This is a genomic window from Streptococcus mitis (assembly GCF_013305725.1).
Classification (GTDB): domain Bacteria; phylum Bacillota; class Bacilli; order Lactobacillales; family Streptococcaceae; genus Streptococcus; species Streptococcus mitis_BO.
This window is the reverse complement of sequence record NZ_CP047883.1, coordinates 1,811,845-1,827,201: the sequence shown is the minus strand read 5'-3', so window position 1 is coordinate 1,827,201 and position 15,357 is coordinate 1,811,845. Positions and strand designations below refer to the sequence as shown.

The window sequence follows — 15,357 nt, the reverse complement described above, 5'->3', positions numbered from 1 at the left end:
GTTAGAGGTTGTACTCCAAAAGATATAGGAAAGGGGCTTGGGGATTTCCCCAAAACTGAGAAAATCAAGAAGGAAAACTACAAGGTTCTCCTTCTCTGATTTTTTTAAATTTCGCAAATGGATATCCATTTGCTACGCTTGCCACAAGGAAGTCAGGTGCTGATGCCTGGTCAGAATATGCTAGAGACTTTGAGAGAAAGAGGATAAAAAAATAATGCAGAAACGAGAAAATAGAAAACGCTATATACAAAAATTGATACGACTAACACCAGAGGAAGATCGTCAAATTAAAACGGCGATGGCCCAAATGGGAGTTCCATCTTTTCAATACTATGCGAAGAATCAACTGGTACAAGGGAAGGTGGTTCAAATTGATTTTTCTGAATTGAAAGACCTTCGAGTTGCTATCAATCGAGTGGGTACGAACATCAACCAAATTGCCAAACATGCCAATGAAAATCAAGGAGTTACGCCAGAGGAAGTGGCACAAGTCATTGACTATCTATCTGAGTTGAAAGAGATGGTGGCTGTCAAACTTTCTAGTGCGGAGAAGAAAAGTTTACAGGAACGAAAAGTGAAAACAATAAGGACGTATGACGAATGGTAGTAATCAAAACACCCAAACAAATTAAAACTCCTTCCAATTTAAAAATAGCTGTACGCTATATTCTGAATGAAGCGAAAACTCTTGTATCAGAAACTGCAGAAAGTGATCTTGATTTTCCTCTTGTCTATCATAATGGTGAGCTTCAAATGAAGCTAGTATCTGGAAATGGGATCTCTGATTTTAGTGTAGCAGATGAAGAAATGGTCATGACAAAATTAGCTGCGGCCTTTAAAAAAGGAGATGATGACTTGAAAGAATTATCTTCAGGAAAACAAGTATTAGCTCATCACATTATCCAGTCTTTTTCTCCAGATGATAACTTGACTCCTGAGCAGGTTCATGAAATTGGCCGTCAAACGATGTTAGAATTGACAGGTGGAAATTATGAGTTTGTGATCGCAACCCACACGGATAAAGATCATCTTCATAACCATATCATACTTAATACCACCAATACCTCAACGCTCAAGAAATTTCGTTGGGAAAAGAAAACCTTGAAAAATTTGAGAGCCATTTCGGACAAACATGCGGCACGATATGGCGCTAAAATTATTGAACCTACTATGAAAAATTCTTATACAAAGTATTCTGCTTGGCGGAGACAAAATAATTATCGGTTTGAAATCAAGGAACGTCTTGATTTTCTTCTGAAGCACTCTTTGTCGTTAGAAGATTTCAAACAAAAGGCAGCTGCGCTTAATCTTCAGATTGATTTCTCTGGAAAATTTGTGAAGTATAAATTGCTCGATCAGCCCCAACAAAGAAATGTCCGAGATGATACATTATCGAAGAAAGGACTCTATTCTCTTGAAAAAATAAAAGAGAGAATTTCTAAGAATCAGTTAGTTTTTGATGTGGAGGAATTGAAAGAACAATATCAAGAATCAAAAGAAAAAACGGCAAATGATTTTGAATTGAAATTGGAAGTGGAATCCTGGCAGGTCGAGCAAGAAAGCAAGCAAGGCATTTACGTGCAGATGGATATGGGAGCTTTAAATAGTGGTACAATTTTAATACCTTCTCATAAAGTTGATAAAAATGAGGATGGAAATTATACCATCTATATCAAAGAGAAAGACTATTTTTATTTTCTCAATCCTGATCAATCTCAAAAAAATAGGTACATGATGGGCTTGACTGTCGCAAGGCAATTGGCCAAACAAAACGGCGAAACACTCGTTACTAAAAACGCTCAAATTTCCTCTATGCGTGAACTGATTAAGGAATATAATTTCTTAGTTGAGCACGGCGTGACAGATGGAGCACAATTTCAACATTTGGAGGAGCGCTTTAATGAAAAGATAGAGGCTACCCAGGAGGAATTAAGACAGCTAGATGAGCGACTTGGACGTTATCATAAAATTGAAGGAGCACTTTTAGCCATCCAGCAATCTCCAGAAAATAGTCTTGCAGCGGTACAACTATTGGATGATTTAGGAGTTCCAAAAGATATGGGACTGGAAGATGTCAGTCAACTGATTAAACAATTCCAAATTGAAAAAGGAGCCTTACAAGAGTTCTTTGACGACACTCTAAAACATTACACAGATTATAGAGATATTAAGGAGCACGTGCGTAGTCGTGAAGAGAAAGTTGACCGACGATTTGAGGATGAAAAAGTCTTGTAGAAGTTTCTGATGTTTTCAATCTAGTTATGATTTCAGTACAGAGAGAACCTTTTCTAGGAATTGCTGGTGAAAAGGAAGGAGAAACTTCATTGCAAAAATAATTATAAATATAATTATAAACATATTGACAAATATAATTATAATGGTATAATAGAGATATAGAAAAACAGGAGGATGTCAAATGAAGATTATTACATTTGCTGCCATTAAAGGCGGTGTTGGAAAAACTACTTTAACTTTTAATTATGGGGAATGGTTGGCTAAGAAAGGTCAGAAGGTTCTCTTTATAGACTTAGACCATCAGTGTAATTTGACTCAGTGTTACAATATCTATGAGAGCAAGAATACAATTGCCAATGCTTTTAAGGGAGGCGATGTGGATATTAAGCAAGTCAAGGAAAATATCAGTCTAATTCCAGGTTCAGTTCAACTTGACACGGTGGAACGAGATTTGGAGAACAGCGATAAGAAAAATATGTTACTTTATCTTTGGCTAGAGGATAACTACGAAAAGAAAAAGTTGGATCAGTTTGACTATATCTTGATTGATTGTAGACCAGACTTTGCGACAGCTACTAAAAATGCTGTGGCGGTCAGTCACGCTATTATTAGTCCCTTAACTCCTTCAGAGTTTGGTTATAATGCCAAATTCAATCTATCAACTCGGTTAGAAGCATTCAGAAAGGATGTAATTGACTATCGCACAAGGGAATCATACATTACTGCTGAGTTATATTTCTTAGCAAATATGATCCGACCAAACTATGGGTCATCAAGAGAGTTACTGGAAGCCCTGGGACTTGAAGCTAAAGAAAAGGGAACAGATAACCTTCTAGGAATTGTACCAGCAAAAGAGTTATTCAATCATTCCACGATTGATAAGATCTCTATTGCAGATATGAAGGAGAATCCTGAGCTTTATCAAAAACACAAAAAGTTTTTCACTGAGCTGGAGCAGACTTTTTCAAAAATTTATGATACAATATAATTATATTTATAAACACAAATACAATTATAAATATAATTAGAAGGAGATTGTCATGGCATTCACACCAAAAGAAAAAGAGATTTCACAGATTATCGAAGCAACCCATCAACCTGAGCAGATTTCAGATGTAGCCAATTTTGAAAGTTTTGAACGCAAAAAGCAATTTCAGTTTACTTTAAAACCAAGCAATAGGAAAAAATTGGATAAAATTGCTAAAGCAGCTGGGGCAAAGTCTGCATCAGATTACCTTGATAAGCTAATCGAAAGTTTATCGTTATAAATATAATTATACTTATACTTATAATCAAACAACCTTCCCAATAAGGGAAGGCTTTTATTTTTGAAAGAGTCTTGTAGAAAGTTTGTGATGTTTTCAATCTAGTCATGATTTCAGTACAATAGAGAGTATGTTTAGATTTGATGAAAAAGAATTTGTCGCAGAACTAGATCGTAAACGTGAGCAGCAATTCCTGAAGCGAGTAAGAGATTATGACGAGCAAGTAGCTCCCTCCATGAGACTGAGGGGATATAAGCGGATAGATAGTACAGAGAGGACAGTTGTTTTTACATTTGGAGAGGTGACCTTTTCTAGGAATCGCTGGCGAAAGGGAAAGAAAAGCTGTTATCCCGTAGATGAGTGGCTAGGTCTAGAAAAGTATATGCGTTATTCTCCCGAGTTGATTTTTCACATGGCAAAACACGCTTCCGTTTTATCCTACCGTGAAGTTTGTCGAACAGTTAAGATGGCTTATCGTTTGGAGATAACAAAGGACGCTGTTTTGAAGTCCGTAAAAATGGCAGGTAAACTCTTTTCAGAGAGGGAACGTTATCGGCTTTTTAAAGGTGATGAGCAACCGAAAAAAATACAGGCAGATAAAATCTACCTGGAGGGAGATGGTGTGCTCGTCAAGACAACATCAAGCAATGATGAACGACACAATACAGACTTGGCCCATTTTCTGATTCATACTGGAGCGAAGAAGGTTGGTAATAATCGGTATGTACTAGAGAATAAGCATGAGATTATCCATACAAGCCATGAACAAGCAAAGGAAGAATTGATAGACTATCTCTGCAATCATTTTGAAATCACTGATCGAACTCTTCTTATCACTAACTCGGACAATGGTAAAGGATATTCTCGCAGAATATTTCAAGAAATTAAGAAGGTCCTACGGATTAAACGTCATGAGCATTTCTGGGATGCTTATCATGTCAATGAAGAACTTAAAAGATTCCTGAAGCCGTACCCATCTACACTACTTGATCTTGCTTTTAAGGCCATCAAAAATCATCAGAAGAGCCTGCTTCAGACCGTACTAGATACAGTTGAATCTCTCACAGAAAGTCAAGAAGCTCTTGATAATTTTTACAATTTTCGTAAGAAATTATTAAGAAATTTCTGTGACACTAGACCACCTAAACTTAGAGGGTTATCCTCACGTGGTATCGGGGTAATGGAGAGTCAGCACCGAAAGGTTACTTACCGTATGAAACATCGAGGGATGTATTGGTCCATCGAAGGGGCTTGTACTATGTCCAGAATGATACTCCTTGAACGAATTGATCAGCTATACAATCTATTTTTTGGATCTTGGAGACAAGAGTATGAAGAATTTAGGGATACGGGACTAGGTGCAGGATTTCGTATTAACCATAGGCCGCACAAAGCTGTTATCAGAAAAAGAGGGCATAAATAATACAAAAAGGCAGACAAAAGCCTCTAAAAAAAGATTTTTTAGAGGTGTTTTTGTCATGTTTTTATACAAAATAGTTGCTTTTTTGCCTAATGTGTGTTACAATAATAGAGTAAATAAAAACGAAAAAGGTGTAGAAGCAGCAACTTCTACACCACCGATTAAGACAAAAACACACTTTGCTTAATCAGTCAAACAATATTGTAGCATAAATAGTGCAATATAGTCAAGGGCTGGGGTAAAGTGAGGAACTTTTTCCAGTTTTTTTGTCTGAAAAATCTCGCTTTCTTATTGAGTTATAAGGATATTTGATTATTCCCAAAAATTTAGACACAAACAAATCTTTCAATCCCCTTGCCAAAACAGAGAAAGTGTGATAACATAGTACGGTATGTGGTGCTAGCACATCCGCTATATTAGATCTAATAGGAGGAAAACACAAATGGCTAAAGTATGTTACTTTACAGGTCGTAAGACTGTATCAGGAAACAACCGTTCACACGCGATGAACCAAACAAAACGTGCCGTAAAACCAAACCTTCAAAAAGTTACTGTTCTTATCGATGGTAAACCTAAAAAAGTTTGGGCTTCAGCTCGTGCTTTGAAATCAGGTAAAGTTGAACGCGTTTAATAATAAAAGTAAGGAGACCTTAGGGTCTTTTTTCTTTTACTGTAGATATAAAATCATTTGAAAAATAGAGTAAATATCCGCTGATACAGTATTCTGCTTTTACACTTGGGCTGAAATATGATAAAATAGAGTATCAACTAGTTGAGGTAAAAAGGATGACTGTAAAAATTAATACAAAAGATGGTCAAATCGAACTAACAGATGAAGTGATTGCAACCGTCGTAGGTGGAGCAGCAACTGAGATTTTTGGTGTGGTCGGTATGGCTAGTAAAAATGCCCTCAAAGATAATTTCCAAGCCCTTCTAGGTAAGGAAAATTATTCCAAAGGTGTCGTCGTAAAGGCGGCCGAAGATGGCAGTATTGCAGTTGATGTATATACCGTGTTGAGCTACGGAACAAAGATTAGCGAAGTGTCAAAAAACATTCAAGAGCGTGTTCGTTTTAGTTTGGAAAACCAACTTGGAATTACTGCTCAGACTGTAAATGTCTACATTCAAAATATCAAAGTTGTAGGAGAATAACCGTGTCAAAAATTACTACTAGCTTATTTCAAGAAATGGTGCAGGCTGCATCAACTCGCTTGAATAAGCAAGCTGAATATGTCAATTCATTAAACGTCTTTCCAGTTCCAGATGGAGATACTGGAACAAACATGGGAATGACCATTGAAAATGGAGCTAAAGAAGTTGCAGACAAGCCAGCTTCTACAGTTGGCGAGGTAGCGAGCATTCTTGCCAAAGGTCTTTTGATGGGTGCGCGTGGAAACTCAGGCGTTATTACGTCTCAGCTTTTCCGTGGATTTTCACAAGCCATCAAGGATAAAGACGAGTTAACAGGTCAAGACTTGGCCCTTGCCTTCCAATCAGGTGTAGAAGTTGCCTATAAGGCAGTGATGAAACCAGTTGAAGGAACGATTTTGACAGTTTCTCGTGGGGCTGCTATCGGTGCTAAGAAAAAAGCTGAGCAGACAGATGACGCTGTTGAAGTCATGCGTGCAGCCTTAGAAGGTGCTAAAACCGCTCTAGCTAAAACGCCAGATATGCTTCCAGTCTTGAAGGAAGTTGGCGTTGTGGACTCAGGTGGTCAAGGACTGGTCTTCATCTATGAAGGTTTCCTTTCAGCCCTTACTGGCGAATATATCGCATCTGAGGACTTTGTAGCCACTCCTGCCAACATGAGTGAAATGATCAATGCAGAGCACCATAAGTCTGTGGCTGGTCATGTGGCGACTGAGGACATTACATTTGGTTACTGTACTGAAATTATGGTAGCTCTTAAGCAAGGTCCAACCTATGCCAAAGATTTTGACTACGACGAATTTCGTAACTACTTGAATGAACTTGGGGATTCTCTCCTCGTTGTCAATGATGATGAAATCGTCAAAGTCCATGTCCATACGGAAGATCCAGGACTTGTTATGCAAGAAGGTCTCAAATATGGTAGCTTGGTTAAGGTAAAAGTTGACAATATGCGTAACCAACACGAAGCACAGGTTGAGAAAGAAGCTGCTCAAGTTAGCAAACCAGCTGAAGAAAAAGAATATGCTTTGATTGCTGTCGTTGCTGGTAAAGGTCTAGCAGATATCTTCCGTTCTCAAGGTGTGGATTATGTTATCGAAGGCGGTCAAACTATGAACCCTTCAACAGAAGACTTTATCAAGGCTGTTGAGCAGGTCAATGCTCGTAACATTATCTTCCTACCAAACAACAAGAACATCTTCATGGCAGCTCAATCTGCAGCAGAAGTTTTGGAGCAACCAGCAGTAGTGGTAGAGACTCGTACTCTTCCTCAAGGTTTGACAAGTCTTCTTGCCTTTGATCCAAGCAAGTCAATTGAAGAAAATCAAGAGCGTATGACTGCAACCCTTAGAGATGTCGTTAGCGGAAGCGTCACAACAGCTGTACGTGATACAACAATCGATGGTTTAGAAATCCATGAAAACGATAATCTTGGTATGGTTGATGGGAAAATTCTTGTGTCAAACCCTGACATGCACCAAACCTTGACAGAAACATTGAAACATATGTTGGATGAAGACAGTGAAATCGTAACCTTCTATGTCGGTGAAGACGGAAGCGAAGAACTTGCCAATGAAATTGCCCAAGAAATCGCAGAAGAATTCGAAGACGTTGAAGTCGAAATCCACCAAGGCCAACAACCAGTTTACCCATACCTATTTAGTGTGGAATAAAAATTTAATAGATTAAAAAGAAAGTTGATTTTGCAACTTTCTTTTTTTATGACATTTGTCATATTTCTTAGTGACAGAAGCTTCTAGCTCCGCTAACTTCAAAGGACTATAATTGAAGTATGAAATGGAGGAAGAAGAGATGAAAAATAAAATGATTGTCGCAATGAGCTTAATAGCAGCAGGAGTCATGACTTATCTCATGTTTTCAGGATTGGATGAAGGATTTTATCATTTTCCTTGGGAGTTGTTTGCAAGCTTTGGAATGATGTCTTGGATAATACGAGAAGGTTTGAAATTGGTCTCAGATGTGAAAAAGGAGTTTGAAAAATGAAAAAAGCGATTCTCTATCTTTTTATTGGGCTATCACTAGTGGCATGGTTGGTAGAAATGTTTACAGGTTGGTTTGATCAAGTCTTTCTTCACCAAGTTATTCGCGGCGCCTGGGGATTAGGATTTATGATTTTTATCGCCTTTCCTATAGGGATGGAATGGCTGAAAGGAGAATATCATGAATATGATTAAGGTACAAGGCTTGCATAAAAGCATCAAGGGTAAAGCTATTTTGAAGGATATTTCCTTTGAGGTAGCTGAAGGTGAATGTGTTGCCATGATTGGGCCAAACGGAGCTGGAAAGACAACACTCTTGGACTGTTTGCTCGGAGATAAATTGGTCTCCAGCGGTCAAGTATCCATCCAAGGCTTGCCAGTGACGAGCTCTAAGTTAGACTACACAAGATCCTACCTCCCTCAAGAAAATGTCATCGTTCAGAAATTAAAGGTAAAAGAGTTGATTGTTTTCTTTCAACGTATCTATCCAAATCCCTTGAGCAACCAGGAGATCGATCAACTATTGCAGTTTGACAAGCAACAAAAAGAGCAATTTGCAGAAAAATTGTCAGGTGGGCAAAAGCGTCTTTTCTCTTTTGTCTTGACCTTGATTGGGCGACCAAAGCTTGTCTTTTTAGATGAACCAACTGCTGCCATGGATACTTCAACTCGTCAAGGCTTTTGGGAAATTGTTCAGGAACTAAAAGCTAAGGGAGTTACCATTCTCTATTCCTCCCATTATATCGAAGAGGTAGAGCATACAGCGGACCGAATCTTGGTCTTGAATAAGGGAGAGTTGATTCGCGATACAACACCTCTAGCCATGCGCAGTGAGGAGATTGAAAAGCACTTTATCCTTCCTCTAGCATATAAGGAAGTTGTCGAACAGTCAAACTTGGTTGAAAACTGGTCACAAAAACAGGATGCTCTACAAGTAGTCACACGCGAAGCAGATGCTTTCTGGGAACTATTAGTCCGAGCAGGATGTAGGATTCAAGAAATTGAAGTCAATAATCGTAGCTTACTGGATACAATCTTTGAAGAAACACAAAAGGGAGATGACTAAGATGAAACAATGGATAGCATTAAATAAGATAGAATTTCTATTGACCAAACGACAATTAGTCTACTATCTATTATCCGTAGGGATGCCGACAGCCTTCTATTTATTCTTTTCAGGTATGTACCAGGACACACCAGGTGGATCGGATAATTTTATGCGCGACTACCTCATCTCCATGACGGCTTTTTCCATGATGTCGACAGCTATCTTCTCATTTCCAGCTGTTTTACATACAGATAAAATCAACAACTGGCAGAAAACATTGCGCCATACTCCGGTAAATATGGTAGAATATTATCTATCAAAGATAACAAGTATGATGGTTGATTATATGGTCTCAATCCTGGTTGTTTTCTCAGTTGGGCACTTGGTCAGAGGTGTGGATATGCCTTTAGGAAGCTGGATTGGGGCTGCGTTCTTGCTGATAGTTGGAAGTGTAGCTTTTGTAGCGCTTGGCTTGACCTTGACACTCTTGCCTTCTAGTCAGCTGATGTCTGTCGTGGGCAATCTTCTCTATCTAGGCTTGGCTGTTTTAGGCGGGCTCTGGATGCCCATCTCTTTATTTCCAGACTGGATGCAAGCAATCGGGAAGTGTCTACCAACTTATCAGCTGATGGAGTTGCTCAAGACCTTCTTAAACGAGGATGGCATCAATCTATCAGCCACAGTTTATCTACTTGTTTTTTCAGCTATTTTGTTTGGTTTGACCATTTACCTTCAAGGTCATAAGGAGAATGCTTAATGCTTGAAAGAATGAAAAGTATAGACTATATGTATTGGGCCAGTTTGATTTTTATGGTTTTTTCCATCATTCCTGTAGTGACTGGGGAGCTTCCTGTCTGGCATTTATTGATTGATATTCTATTTGTAGTGGCGTATTTGGGTGTTTTAATAACTAAGAACCAGCGCCTTTCTTGGCTTTTCTGGGGCATCATGCTAGTCTATGTAGCTAGCTATACTGCCTTTGTTGCTGCGAATTATATTTGGTTCTTCTTTTTCCTTTCCAATCTCTTAATTTATCATTTTGGTGTACGTAGTTTAAAGTCTTTACATGTCTGGACTTTTCTCCTTACTCAAGTCTTTGTTGTGGGGCAACTGTTGATTATTCAGAGAATCGAAGTTGAGTTTCTATTCTATCTGCTTGGGATTCTTACGTTTGTCGATTTGATGACTTTTGGCTTGGTTCGGATTCGCATTGTCGAGGATTTGAAAGAAGCTCAGGCCAAGCAAAATGCAAAGATAAATCTATTGCTTGCTGAAAATGAACGCAGTCGTATCGGTCAGGACTTGCATGATAGTCTGGGACACACTTTTGCTATGCTCAGTGTCAAGACAGATTTAGCCTTGCAGTTATTTCAAATACAGGCTTATCCACAAGTAGAAAAGGAATTAAGAGAAATACAGCAAATTAGCAAAGAATCAATGCGTGAAGTGCGAACCATTGTGGAAAATCTTAAGTCTAGAACTTTGACATCCGAATTAGAGACGGTGAAAAAGATGTTAGAAATTGCTGGAATTGAGGTTGAAATAGCTAATCAACTAGATACAGCTAGCCTAACTCAGGAATTGGAGTCAACGGCTTCCATGATTTTGCTTGAATTGGTGACTAATATCATCAAACATGCCAAAGCTTCTAAAGTCTGCTTAAAATTAGAACGGACAGAGAAAGAACTCATTCTAACAGTGAGAGATGATGGCTGTGGCTTTACTTCTATAAAGGGGGATGACCTCCATACAGTTCGAGATCGTGTTCTTCCATTTTCGGGAGAAGTAAAGGTAATTAGTTGGAAACAACCGACAGAAGTTCAGGTTCGACTACCTTATAAGGAGAGAAACTAAGATGAAACTACTTGTTGCAGAAGATCAAAGTATGTTGCGAGATGCCATGTGCCAGTTGCTCACGCTTCAACCGGATGTAGAGTCTGTCTTTCAAGCCAAGAATGGGCAAGAAGCAATCCAACTATTAGAAAAGGAGTCTGTAGATATCGCCATCCTTGACGTAGAAATGCCCGTTAAGACAGGTCTTGAAGTCTTGGAGTGGATACGAGCAGAAAAGCTTGAAACAAAGGTGGTTGTAGTGACGACCTTCAAGCGCTCAGGGTATTTTGAACGTGCGGTCAAGGCTGGAGTAGATGCTTATGTATTAAAAGAAAGAAACATTGCAGACCTCATGCAAACCTTGCACACCGTCCTAGAGGGACGCAAGGAGTATTCGCCTGAATTAATGGAAGTGGTGATGACGCATCCCAATCCATTAACAGAACAAGAAATAGCAGTTTTAAATGGAATTGCTCAGGGCTTCTCTAACCAAGAAATTGCAGACAAACTTTATTTATCAAACGGAACAGTCCGAAACTATGTCACCAATATTCTTTCGAAACTAGATGCTGGTAATCGAACAGAGGCAGCTAATATCGCGAAAGAATCTGGTTGGTTGTGATGATATAATATTTTTTGAACATTATGTGCTAAAATTGATGGGATTGAATGGAACAATACTAACTTTAGGAGGGTGGGATTCCTCCTTTTTCTTTTTTTAGGGAGCACTACAAAAAAGCTAAAATTAACAATAAAAAAGAAAAATATCTTGACAACCAAGGGAAAATTTTGTTACAATAATAGACGGTACTTTTTACTTTTGGTCTCTCAAGAGTGTACAGGGACGTGCTGACAAATGTTGCAAAAGTACACACAGATGATAGCTGTCACCAAGTGTATCATCACCAAAAATAAAAAAACACAGGAGAATGTAGATGCCTACAATTAACCAATTGGTTCGCAAACCGCGTAAATCAAAAGTAGAAAAATCTAAATCACCAGCTTTGAACGTTGGTTACAACAGCCATAAAAAAGTTCAAACAAACGTTTCCTCACCACAAAAACGTGGTGTTGCAACTCGTGTTGGAACAATGACACCTAAAAAACCTAACTCAGCCCTTCGTAAATTCGCTCGTGTACGTTTGAGCAACCTTATCGAAGTTACTGCCTACATCCCAGGTATCGGACACAACTTGCAAGAGCACAGCGTGGTGCTTCTTCGTGGTGGACGTGTAAAAGACCTTCCAGGGGTACGTTACCATATCGTCCGTGGTGCACTTGATACTGCAGGTGTTAACGATCGTAAACAAGGCCGTTCTAAATACGGTACTAAACGTCCAAAAGCATAAGGAAAGGGGATAAAGAGAAATGAGTCGTAAAAATAGAGCTCCAAAACGTGACGTATTGCCAGATCCGCTTTACAATTCACAACTAGTTACTCGTCTTATCAACCGCGTTATGCTTGATGGTAAACGTGGTACAGCTGCTTCAATCGTTTACGGTGCCTTTGAGCAAATCAAAGAAGCTACTGGAAACGATGCACTTGAAGTATTTGAAACAGCTATGGAAAACATCATGCCTGTACTTGAAGTACGTGCACGTCGTGTTGGTGGTTCTAACTACCAAGTCCCAGTTGAAGTTCGTCCAGAACGTCGTACAACACTTGGACTTCGTTGGTTGGTAACAATCGCTCGTCTTCGTGGTGAACACACAATGCAAGACCGTCTTGCAAAAGAAATCTTGGATGCTGCTAACAACACTGGTGCAGCTGTTAAGAAACGTGAAGACACTCACCGTATGGCTGAAGCTAACCGTGCATTCGCACACTTCCGTTGGTAAGATAGGATGCGAAAGCGTTAAGAAAGTCCCAGAGAAAATAGGGAATCGAAGCAGGTTGCGATTGCAACCAATGAGATTCATCTTTTTCTCCAGACTTTTAGCTTGAGCTCAACTCAACTAACTTGGGTTTTTAGCCCGAGTTCAATTGAGCTCGATCAGCTCTTAGCTACAACTCAACTTACCAGCTCGTAAGTTGAAACCAACAATAGCATGAAAACATTGAGAACGGGTAGGTCCTGCCTATCCGTTTTTATTAAAATCGTGTTATAATAGAATAGAAATCAAAAATAAATAGGAGAAACAAACCTCATGGCACGCGAATTTTCACTTGAAAAAACTCGTAATATCGGTATCATGGCTCACGTCGATGCTGGTAAAACAACAACTACTGAGCGTATTCTTTACTACACTGGTAAAATCCACAAAATCGGTGAAACTCACGAAGGTGCGTCACAAATGGACTGGATGGAGCAAGAGCAAGAGCGTGGTATCACTATCACATCTGCTGCGACAACAGCTCAATGGAACAACCACCGCGTAAACATCATCGACACACCAGGACACGTGGACTTCACAATCGAAGTACAACGTTCTCTTCGTGTATTGGATGGTGCGGTTACCGTTCTTGACTCACAATCAGGTGTTGAGCCTCAAACTGAAACAGTTTGGCGTCAAGCAACTGAGTATGGAGTTCCACGTATCGTATTTGCCAACAAAATGGACAAAATCGGTGCTGACTTCCTTTACTCTGTAAGCACACTTCACGATCGTCTTCAAGCAAACGCACACCCAATCCAATTGCCAATCGGTTCTGAAGATGACTTCCGTGGTATCATCGACTTGATCAAGATGAAAGCTGAAATCTATACTAACGACCTTGGTACAGATATCCTTGAAGAAGACATCCCAGCTGAATACCTTGACCAAGCTCAAGAATACCGTGAAAAATTGATCGAAGCAGTTGCTGAAACTGACGAAGAATTGATGATGAAATACCTCGAAGGTGAAGAAATCACTAACGAAGAATTGAAAGCTGGTATCCGTAAAGCGACTATCAACGTTGAATTCTTCCCAGTATTGTGTGGTTCAGCCTTCAAGAACAAAGGTGTTCAATTGATGCTTGATGCGGTTATTGACTACCTTCCAAGCCCACTTGACATCCCAGCAATCAAAGGTGTTAACCCAGATACAGACGAAGAAGAAACTCGTCCAGCATCTGACGAAGAGCCATTTGCAGCTCTTGCCTTCAAGATCATGACTGACCCATTCGTAGGTCGTTTGACATTCTTCCGTGTTTACTCAGGTGTGCTTCAATCAGGTTCTTACGTATTGAACACTTCTAAAGGTAAACGTGAACGTATCGGACGTATCCTTCAAATGCACGCCAACAGCCGTCAAGAAATTGACACTGTTTACTCAGGTGATATCGCTGCTGCCGTTGGTTTGAAAGATACTACAACTGGTGACTCATTGACAGATGAAAAAGCTAAAATCATTCTTGAGTCAATCAACGTTCCAGAACCAGTTATCCAATTGATGGTTGAGCCAAAATCTAAAGCTGACCAAGACAAGATGGGTATCGCCCTTCAAAAATTGGCTGAAGAAGATCCAACATTCCGCGTTGAAACAAACGTTGAAACTGGAGAAACAGTTATCTCAGGTATGGGTGAGCTTCACCTTGACGTCCTTGTTGACCGTATGCGTCGTGAGTTCAAAGTGGAAGCAAACGTAGGTGCTCCTCAAGTATCTTACCGTGAAACATTCCGCGCTTCTACTCAAGCACGTGGATTCTTCAAACGTCAGTCTGGTGGTAAAGGTCAATTCGGTGATGTATGGATTGAATTTACTCCAAACGAAGAAGGTAAAGGATTCGAATTTGAAAACGCAATCGTCGGTGGTGTGGTTCCTCGTGAATTTATCCCAGCGGTTGAAAAAGGTTTGGTAGAATCTATGGCTAACGGTGTTCTTGCAGGTTACCCAATGGTTGACGTTAAAGCTAAACTTTACGATGGTTCATACCACGATGTCGACTCATCTGAAACTGCCTTCAAGATTGCGGCTTCACTTGCCCTTAAAGAAGCTGCTAAATCAGCACAACCAGCTATCCTTGAGCCAATGATGCTTGTAACAATCACTGTTCCAGAAGAAAACCTTGGTGATGTTATGGGTCACGTAACTGCTCGTCGTGGACGTGTAGATGGTATGGAAGCACATGGTAACAGCCAAATCGTTCGTGCTTACGTTCCACTCGCTGAAATGTTCGGTTACGCAACAGTTCTTCGTTCTGCATCTCAAGGACGTGGTACATTCATGATGGTATTTGACCACTATGAAGATGTACCTAAGTCAGTACAAGAAGAAATCATTAAGAAAAACAAAGGTGAAGACTAATCAGTCCTCACTCTAAAGGAAGCCACTTAGTGGCTTCCTTTTTTGTATAGTTCCGATAAATTTTGTAGATTCTGAAAACATGCACTCATAAAAATTTCATATAAAAATGAGTTAAAGTTATTTGCGGAAGAAATATATAATTATCAATAGAAATAAGTTGAAAAAAATATAAACTAC

Annotated in this window: 18 protein-coding genes; all 18 read left to right on the top strand. The window is 39.5% G+C overall.

Annotated features, from left to right (window positions below; translation table 11 throughout):
- Positions 1-214 precede the first annotated feature (214 nt).
- The 18 genes from mobC (at position 215) to fusA (ending at position 15,180) form a co-directional block, all read left to right on the top strand.
- Positions 215-607, top strand: coding sequence for a plasmid mobilization relaxosome protein MobC (mobC, locus tag M594_RS08740; protein ID WP_001171916.1), 393 nt, complete (start codon positions 215-217; stop codon positions 605-607).
- On the top strand, positions 601-2,235 hold the full coding sequence (locus tag M594_RS08735; protein ID WP_125452402.1) for a relaxase/mobilization nuclease domain-containing protein: 1,635 nt from the start codon (positions 601-603) through the stop codon (positions 2,233-2,235). The genes mobC and M594_RS08735 overlap by 7 nt, the downstream gene beginning before the upstream one ends.
- A gap of 181 nt (positions 2,236-2,416) precedes the next feature.
- The gene (locus M594_RS08730; protein WP_173876592.1) at positions 2,417-3,223 is read left to right on the top strand and encodes a ParA family protein; all 807 of its coding nucleotides are present in this window, start codon (positions 2,417-2,419) and stop codon (positions 3,221-3,223) included.
- A gap of 52 nt (positions 3,224-3,275) precedes the next feature.
- Positions 3,276-3,503: a hypothetical protein gene (locus M594_RS08725; protein ID WP_173876591.1), complete on the top strand. Its 228-nt coding sequence runs from the start codon at positions 3,276-3,278 to the stop codon at positions 3,501-3,503.
- A 127-nt stretch (positions 3,504-3,630) separates the two neighbouring features.
- Positions 3,631-4,923 (top strand): ISLre2 family transposase, encoded by a 1,293-nt coding sequence (locus M594_RS08720; protein ID WP_173876590.1) that lies wholly within the window; start codon positions 3,631-3,633, stop codon positions 4,921-4,923.
- 55 nt (positions 4,924-4,978) lie between these two features.
- The gene (locus M594_RS08715; RefSeq protein ID WP_173876589.1) at positions 4,979-5,107 is read left to right on the top strand and encodes a thiamine biosynthesis protein ThiS; all 129 of its coding nucleotides are present in this window, start codon (positions 4,979-4,981) and stop codon (positions 5,105-5,107) included.
- Between the two features lie 255 nt (positions 5,108-5,362).
- Positions 5,363-5,551: a 50S ribosomal protein L28 gene (rpmB, locus tag M594_RS08710; protein ID WP_001140948.1), complete on the top strand. Its 189-nt coding sequence runs from the start codon at positions 5,363-5,365 to the stop codon at positions 5,549-5,551.
- 155 nt (positions 5,552-5,706) lie between these two features.
- A complete protein-coding gene (locus tag M594_RS08705) occupies positions 5,707-6,072 on the top strand; it encodes an Asp23/Gls24 family envelope stress response protein (RefSeq protein ID WP_000216437.1) in 366 nt (121 codons plus the stop codon).
- Between the two features lie 2 nt (positions 6,073-6,074).
- On the top strand, positions 6,075-7,742 hold the full coding sequence (locus tag M594_RS08700; RefSeq protein ID WP_173876588.1) for a DAK2 domain-containing protein: 1,668 nt from the start codon (positions 6,075-6,077) through the stop codon (positions 7,740-7,742).
- 124 nt (positions 7,743-7,866) lie between these two features.
- Positions 7,867-8,073: a hypothetical protein gene (locus M594_RS08695; protein ID WP_004262079.1), complete on the top strand. Its 207-nt coding sequence runs from the start codon at positions 7,867-7,869 to the stop codon at positions 8,071-8,073.
- Positions 8,070-8,264: a hypothetical protein gene (locus M594_RS08690; protein ID WP_004262077.1), complete on the top strand. Its 195-nt coding sequence runs from the start codon at positions 8,070-8,072 to the stop codon at positions 8,262-8,264. The genes M594_RS08695 and M594_RS08690 overlap by 4 nt, the downstream gene beginning before the upstream one ends.
- Positions 8,251-9,135: an ABC transporter ATP-binding protein gene (locus M594_RS08685; RefSeq protein WP_173876587.1), complete on the top strand. Its 885-nt coding sequence runs from the start codon at positions 8,251-8,253 to the stop codon at positions 9,133-9,135. Before M594_RS08690 ends, M594_RS08685 begins: the two co-directional genes overlap by 14 nt.
- A gap of 1 nt (position 9,136) precedes the next feature.
- Positions 9,137-9,874: an ABC transporter permease gene (locus M594_RS08680; RefSeq protein ID WP_173876586.1), complete on the top strand. Its 738-nt coding sequence runs from the start codon at positions 9,137-9,139 to the stop codon at positions 9,872-9,874.
- A complete protein-coding gene (locus M594_RS08675) occupies positions 9,874-10,971 on the top strand; it encodes a sensor histidine kinase (protein WP_173876585.1) in 1,098 nt (365 codons plus the stop codon). The genes M594_RS08680 and M594_RS08675 overlap by 1 nt, the downstream gene beginning before the upstream one ends.
- Before the next feature lies 1 nt (position 10,972).
- Entirely contained in the window at positions 10,973-11,572 is a 600-nt protein-coding gene (locus M594_RS08670; RefSeq protein WP_173876584.1) for a response regulator transcription factor, read from the top strand.
- 313 nt (positions 11,573-11,885) lie between these two features.
- Positions 11,886-12,299, top strand: coding sequence for a 30S ribosomal protein S12 (rpsL, locus tag M594_RS08665; RefSeq protein ID WP_001142332.1), 414 nt, complete (start codon positions 11,886-11,888; stop codon positions 12,297-12,299).
- A 19-nt stretch (positions 12,300-12,318) separates the two neighbouring features.
- Positions 12,319-12,789, top strand: coding sequence for a 30S ribosomal protein S7 (rpsG, locus tag M594_RS08660; RefSeq protein ID WP_000087873.1), 471 nt, complete (start codon positions 12,319-12,321; stop codon positions 12,787-12,789).
- 309 nt (positions 12,790-13,098) lie between these two features.
- Positions 13,099-15,180, top strand: a complete 2,082-nt coding sequence (fusA, locus tag M594_RS08655; protein WP_000090350.1) for an elongation factor G — start codon at positions 13,099-13,101, stop codon at positions 15,178-15,180.
- Positions 15,181-15,357 lie beyond the last annotated feature (177 nt).

What these genes read in the sequence shown, in the direction of transcription:
- rpsG (WP_000087873.1), top strand. Translation starts at nt 12,319, where the DNA reads ATGAGTCGTAAAAATAGAGCTCCAAAACGTGACGTATTGCCAGATCCG.
- M594_RS08685 (WP_173876587.1), top strand. Translation starts at nt 8,251, where the DNA reads ATGAATATGATTAAGGTACAAGGCTTGCATAAAAGCATCAAGGGTAAA.
- M594_RS08675 (WP_173876585.1), top strand. Translation starts at nt 9,874, where the DNA reads ATGCTTGAAAGAATGAAAAGTATAGACTATATGTATTGGGCCAGTTTG.
- M594_RS08695 (WP_004262079.1), top strand. Translation starts at nt 7,867, where the DNA reads ATGGAGGAAGAAGAGATGAAAAATAAAATGATTGTCGCAATGAGCTTA.
- M594_RS08715 (WP_173876589.1), top strand. Translation starts at nt 4,979, where the DNA reads ATGTTTTTATACAAAATAGTTGCTTTTTTGCCTAATGTGTGTTACAAT.
- M594_RS08670 (WP_173876584.1), top strand. Translation starts at nt 10,973, where the DNA reads ATGAAACTACTTGTTGCAGAAGATCAAAGTATGTTGCGAGATGCCATG.
- M594_RS08725 (WP_173876591.1), top strand. Translation starts at nt 3,276, where the DNA reads ATGGCATTCACACCAAAAGAAAAAGAGATTTCACAGATTATCGAAGCA.
- fusA (WP_000090350.1), top strand. Translation starts at nt 13,099, where the DNA reads ATGGCACGCGAATTTTCACTTGAAAAAACTCGTAATATCGGTATCATG.
- rpsL (WP_001142332.1), top strand. Translation starts at nt 11,886, where the DNA reads ATGCCTACAATTAACCAATTGGTTCGCAAACCGCGTAAATCAAAAGTA.
- M594_RS08705 (WP_000216437.1), top strand. Translation starts at nt 5,707, where the DNA reads ATGACTGTAAAAATTAATACAAAAGATGGTCAAATCGAACTAACAGAT.
- M594_RS08680 (WP_173876586.1), top strand. Translation starts at nt 9,137, where the DNA reads ATGAAACAATGGATAGCATTAAATAAGATAGAATTTCTATTGACCAAA.
- mobC (WP_001171916.1), top strand. Translation starts at nt 215, where the DNA reads ATGCAGAAACGAGAAAATAGAAAACGCTATATACAAAAATTGATACGA.
- M594_RS08730 (WP_173876592.1), top strand. Translation starts at nt 2,417, where the DNA reads ATGAAGATTATTACATTTGCTGCCATTAAAGGCGGTGTTGGAAAAACT.
- M594_RS08690 (WP_004262077.1), top strand. Translation starts at nt 8,070, where the DNA reads ATGAAAAAAGCGATTCTCTATCTTTTTATTGGGCTATCACTAGTGGCA.
- M594_RS08735 (WP_125452402.1), top strand. Translation starts at nt 601, where the DNA reads ATGGTAGTAATCAAAACACCCAAACAAATTAAAACTCCTTCCAATTTA.
- M594_RS08720 (WP_173876590.1), top strand. Translation starts at nt 3,631, where the DNA reads ATGTTTAGATTTGATGAAAAAGAATTTGTCGCAGAACTAGATCGTAAA.
- rpmB (WP_001140948.1), top strand. Translation starts at nt 5,363, where the DNA reads ATGGCTAAAGTATGTTACTTTACAGGTCGTAAGACTGTATCAGGAAAC.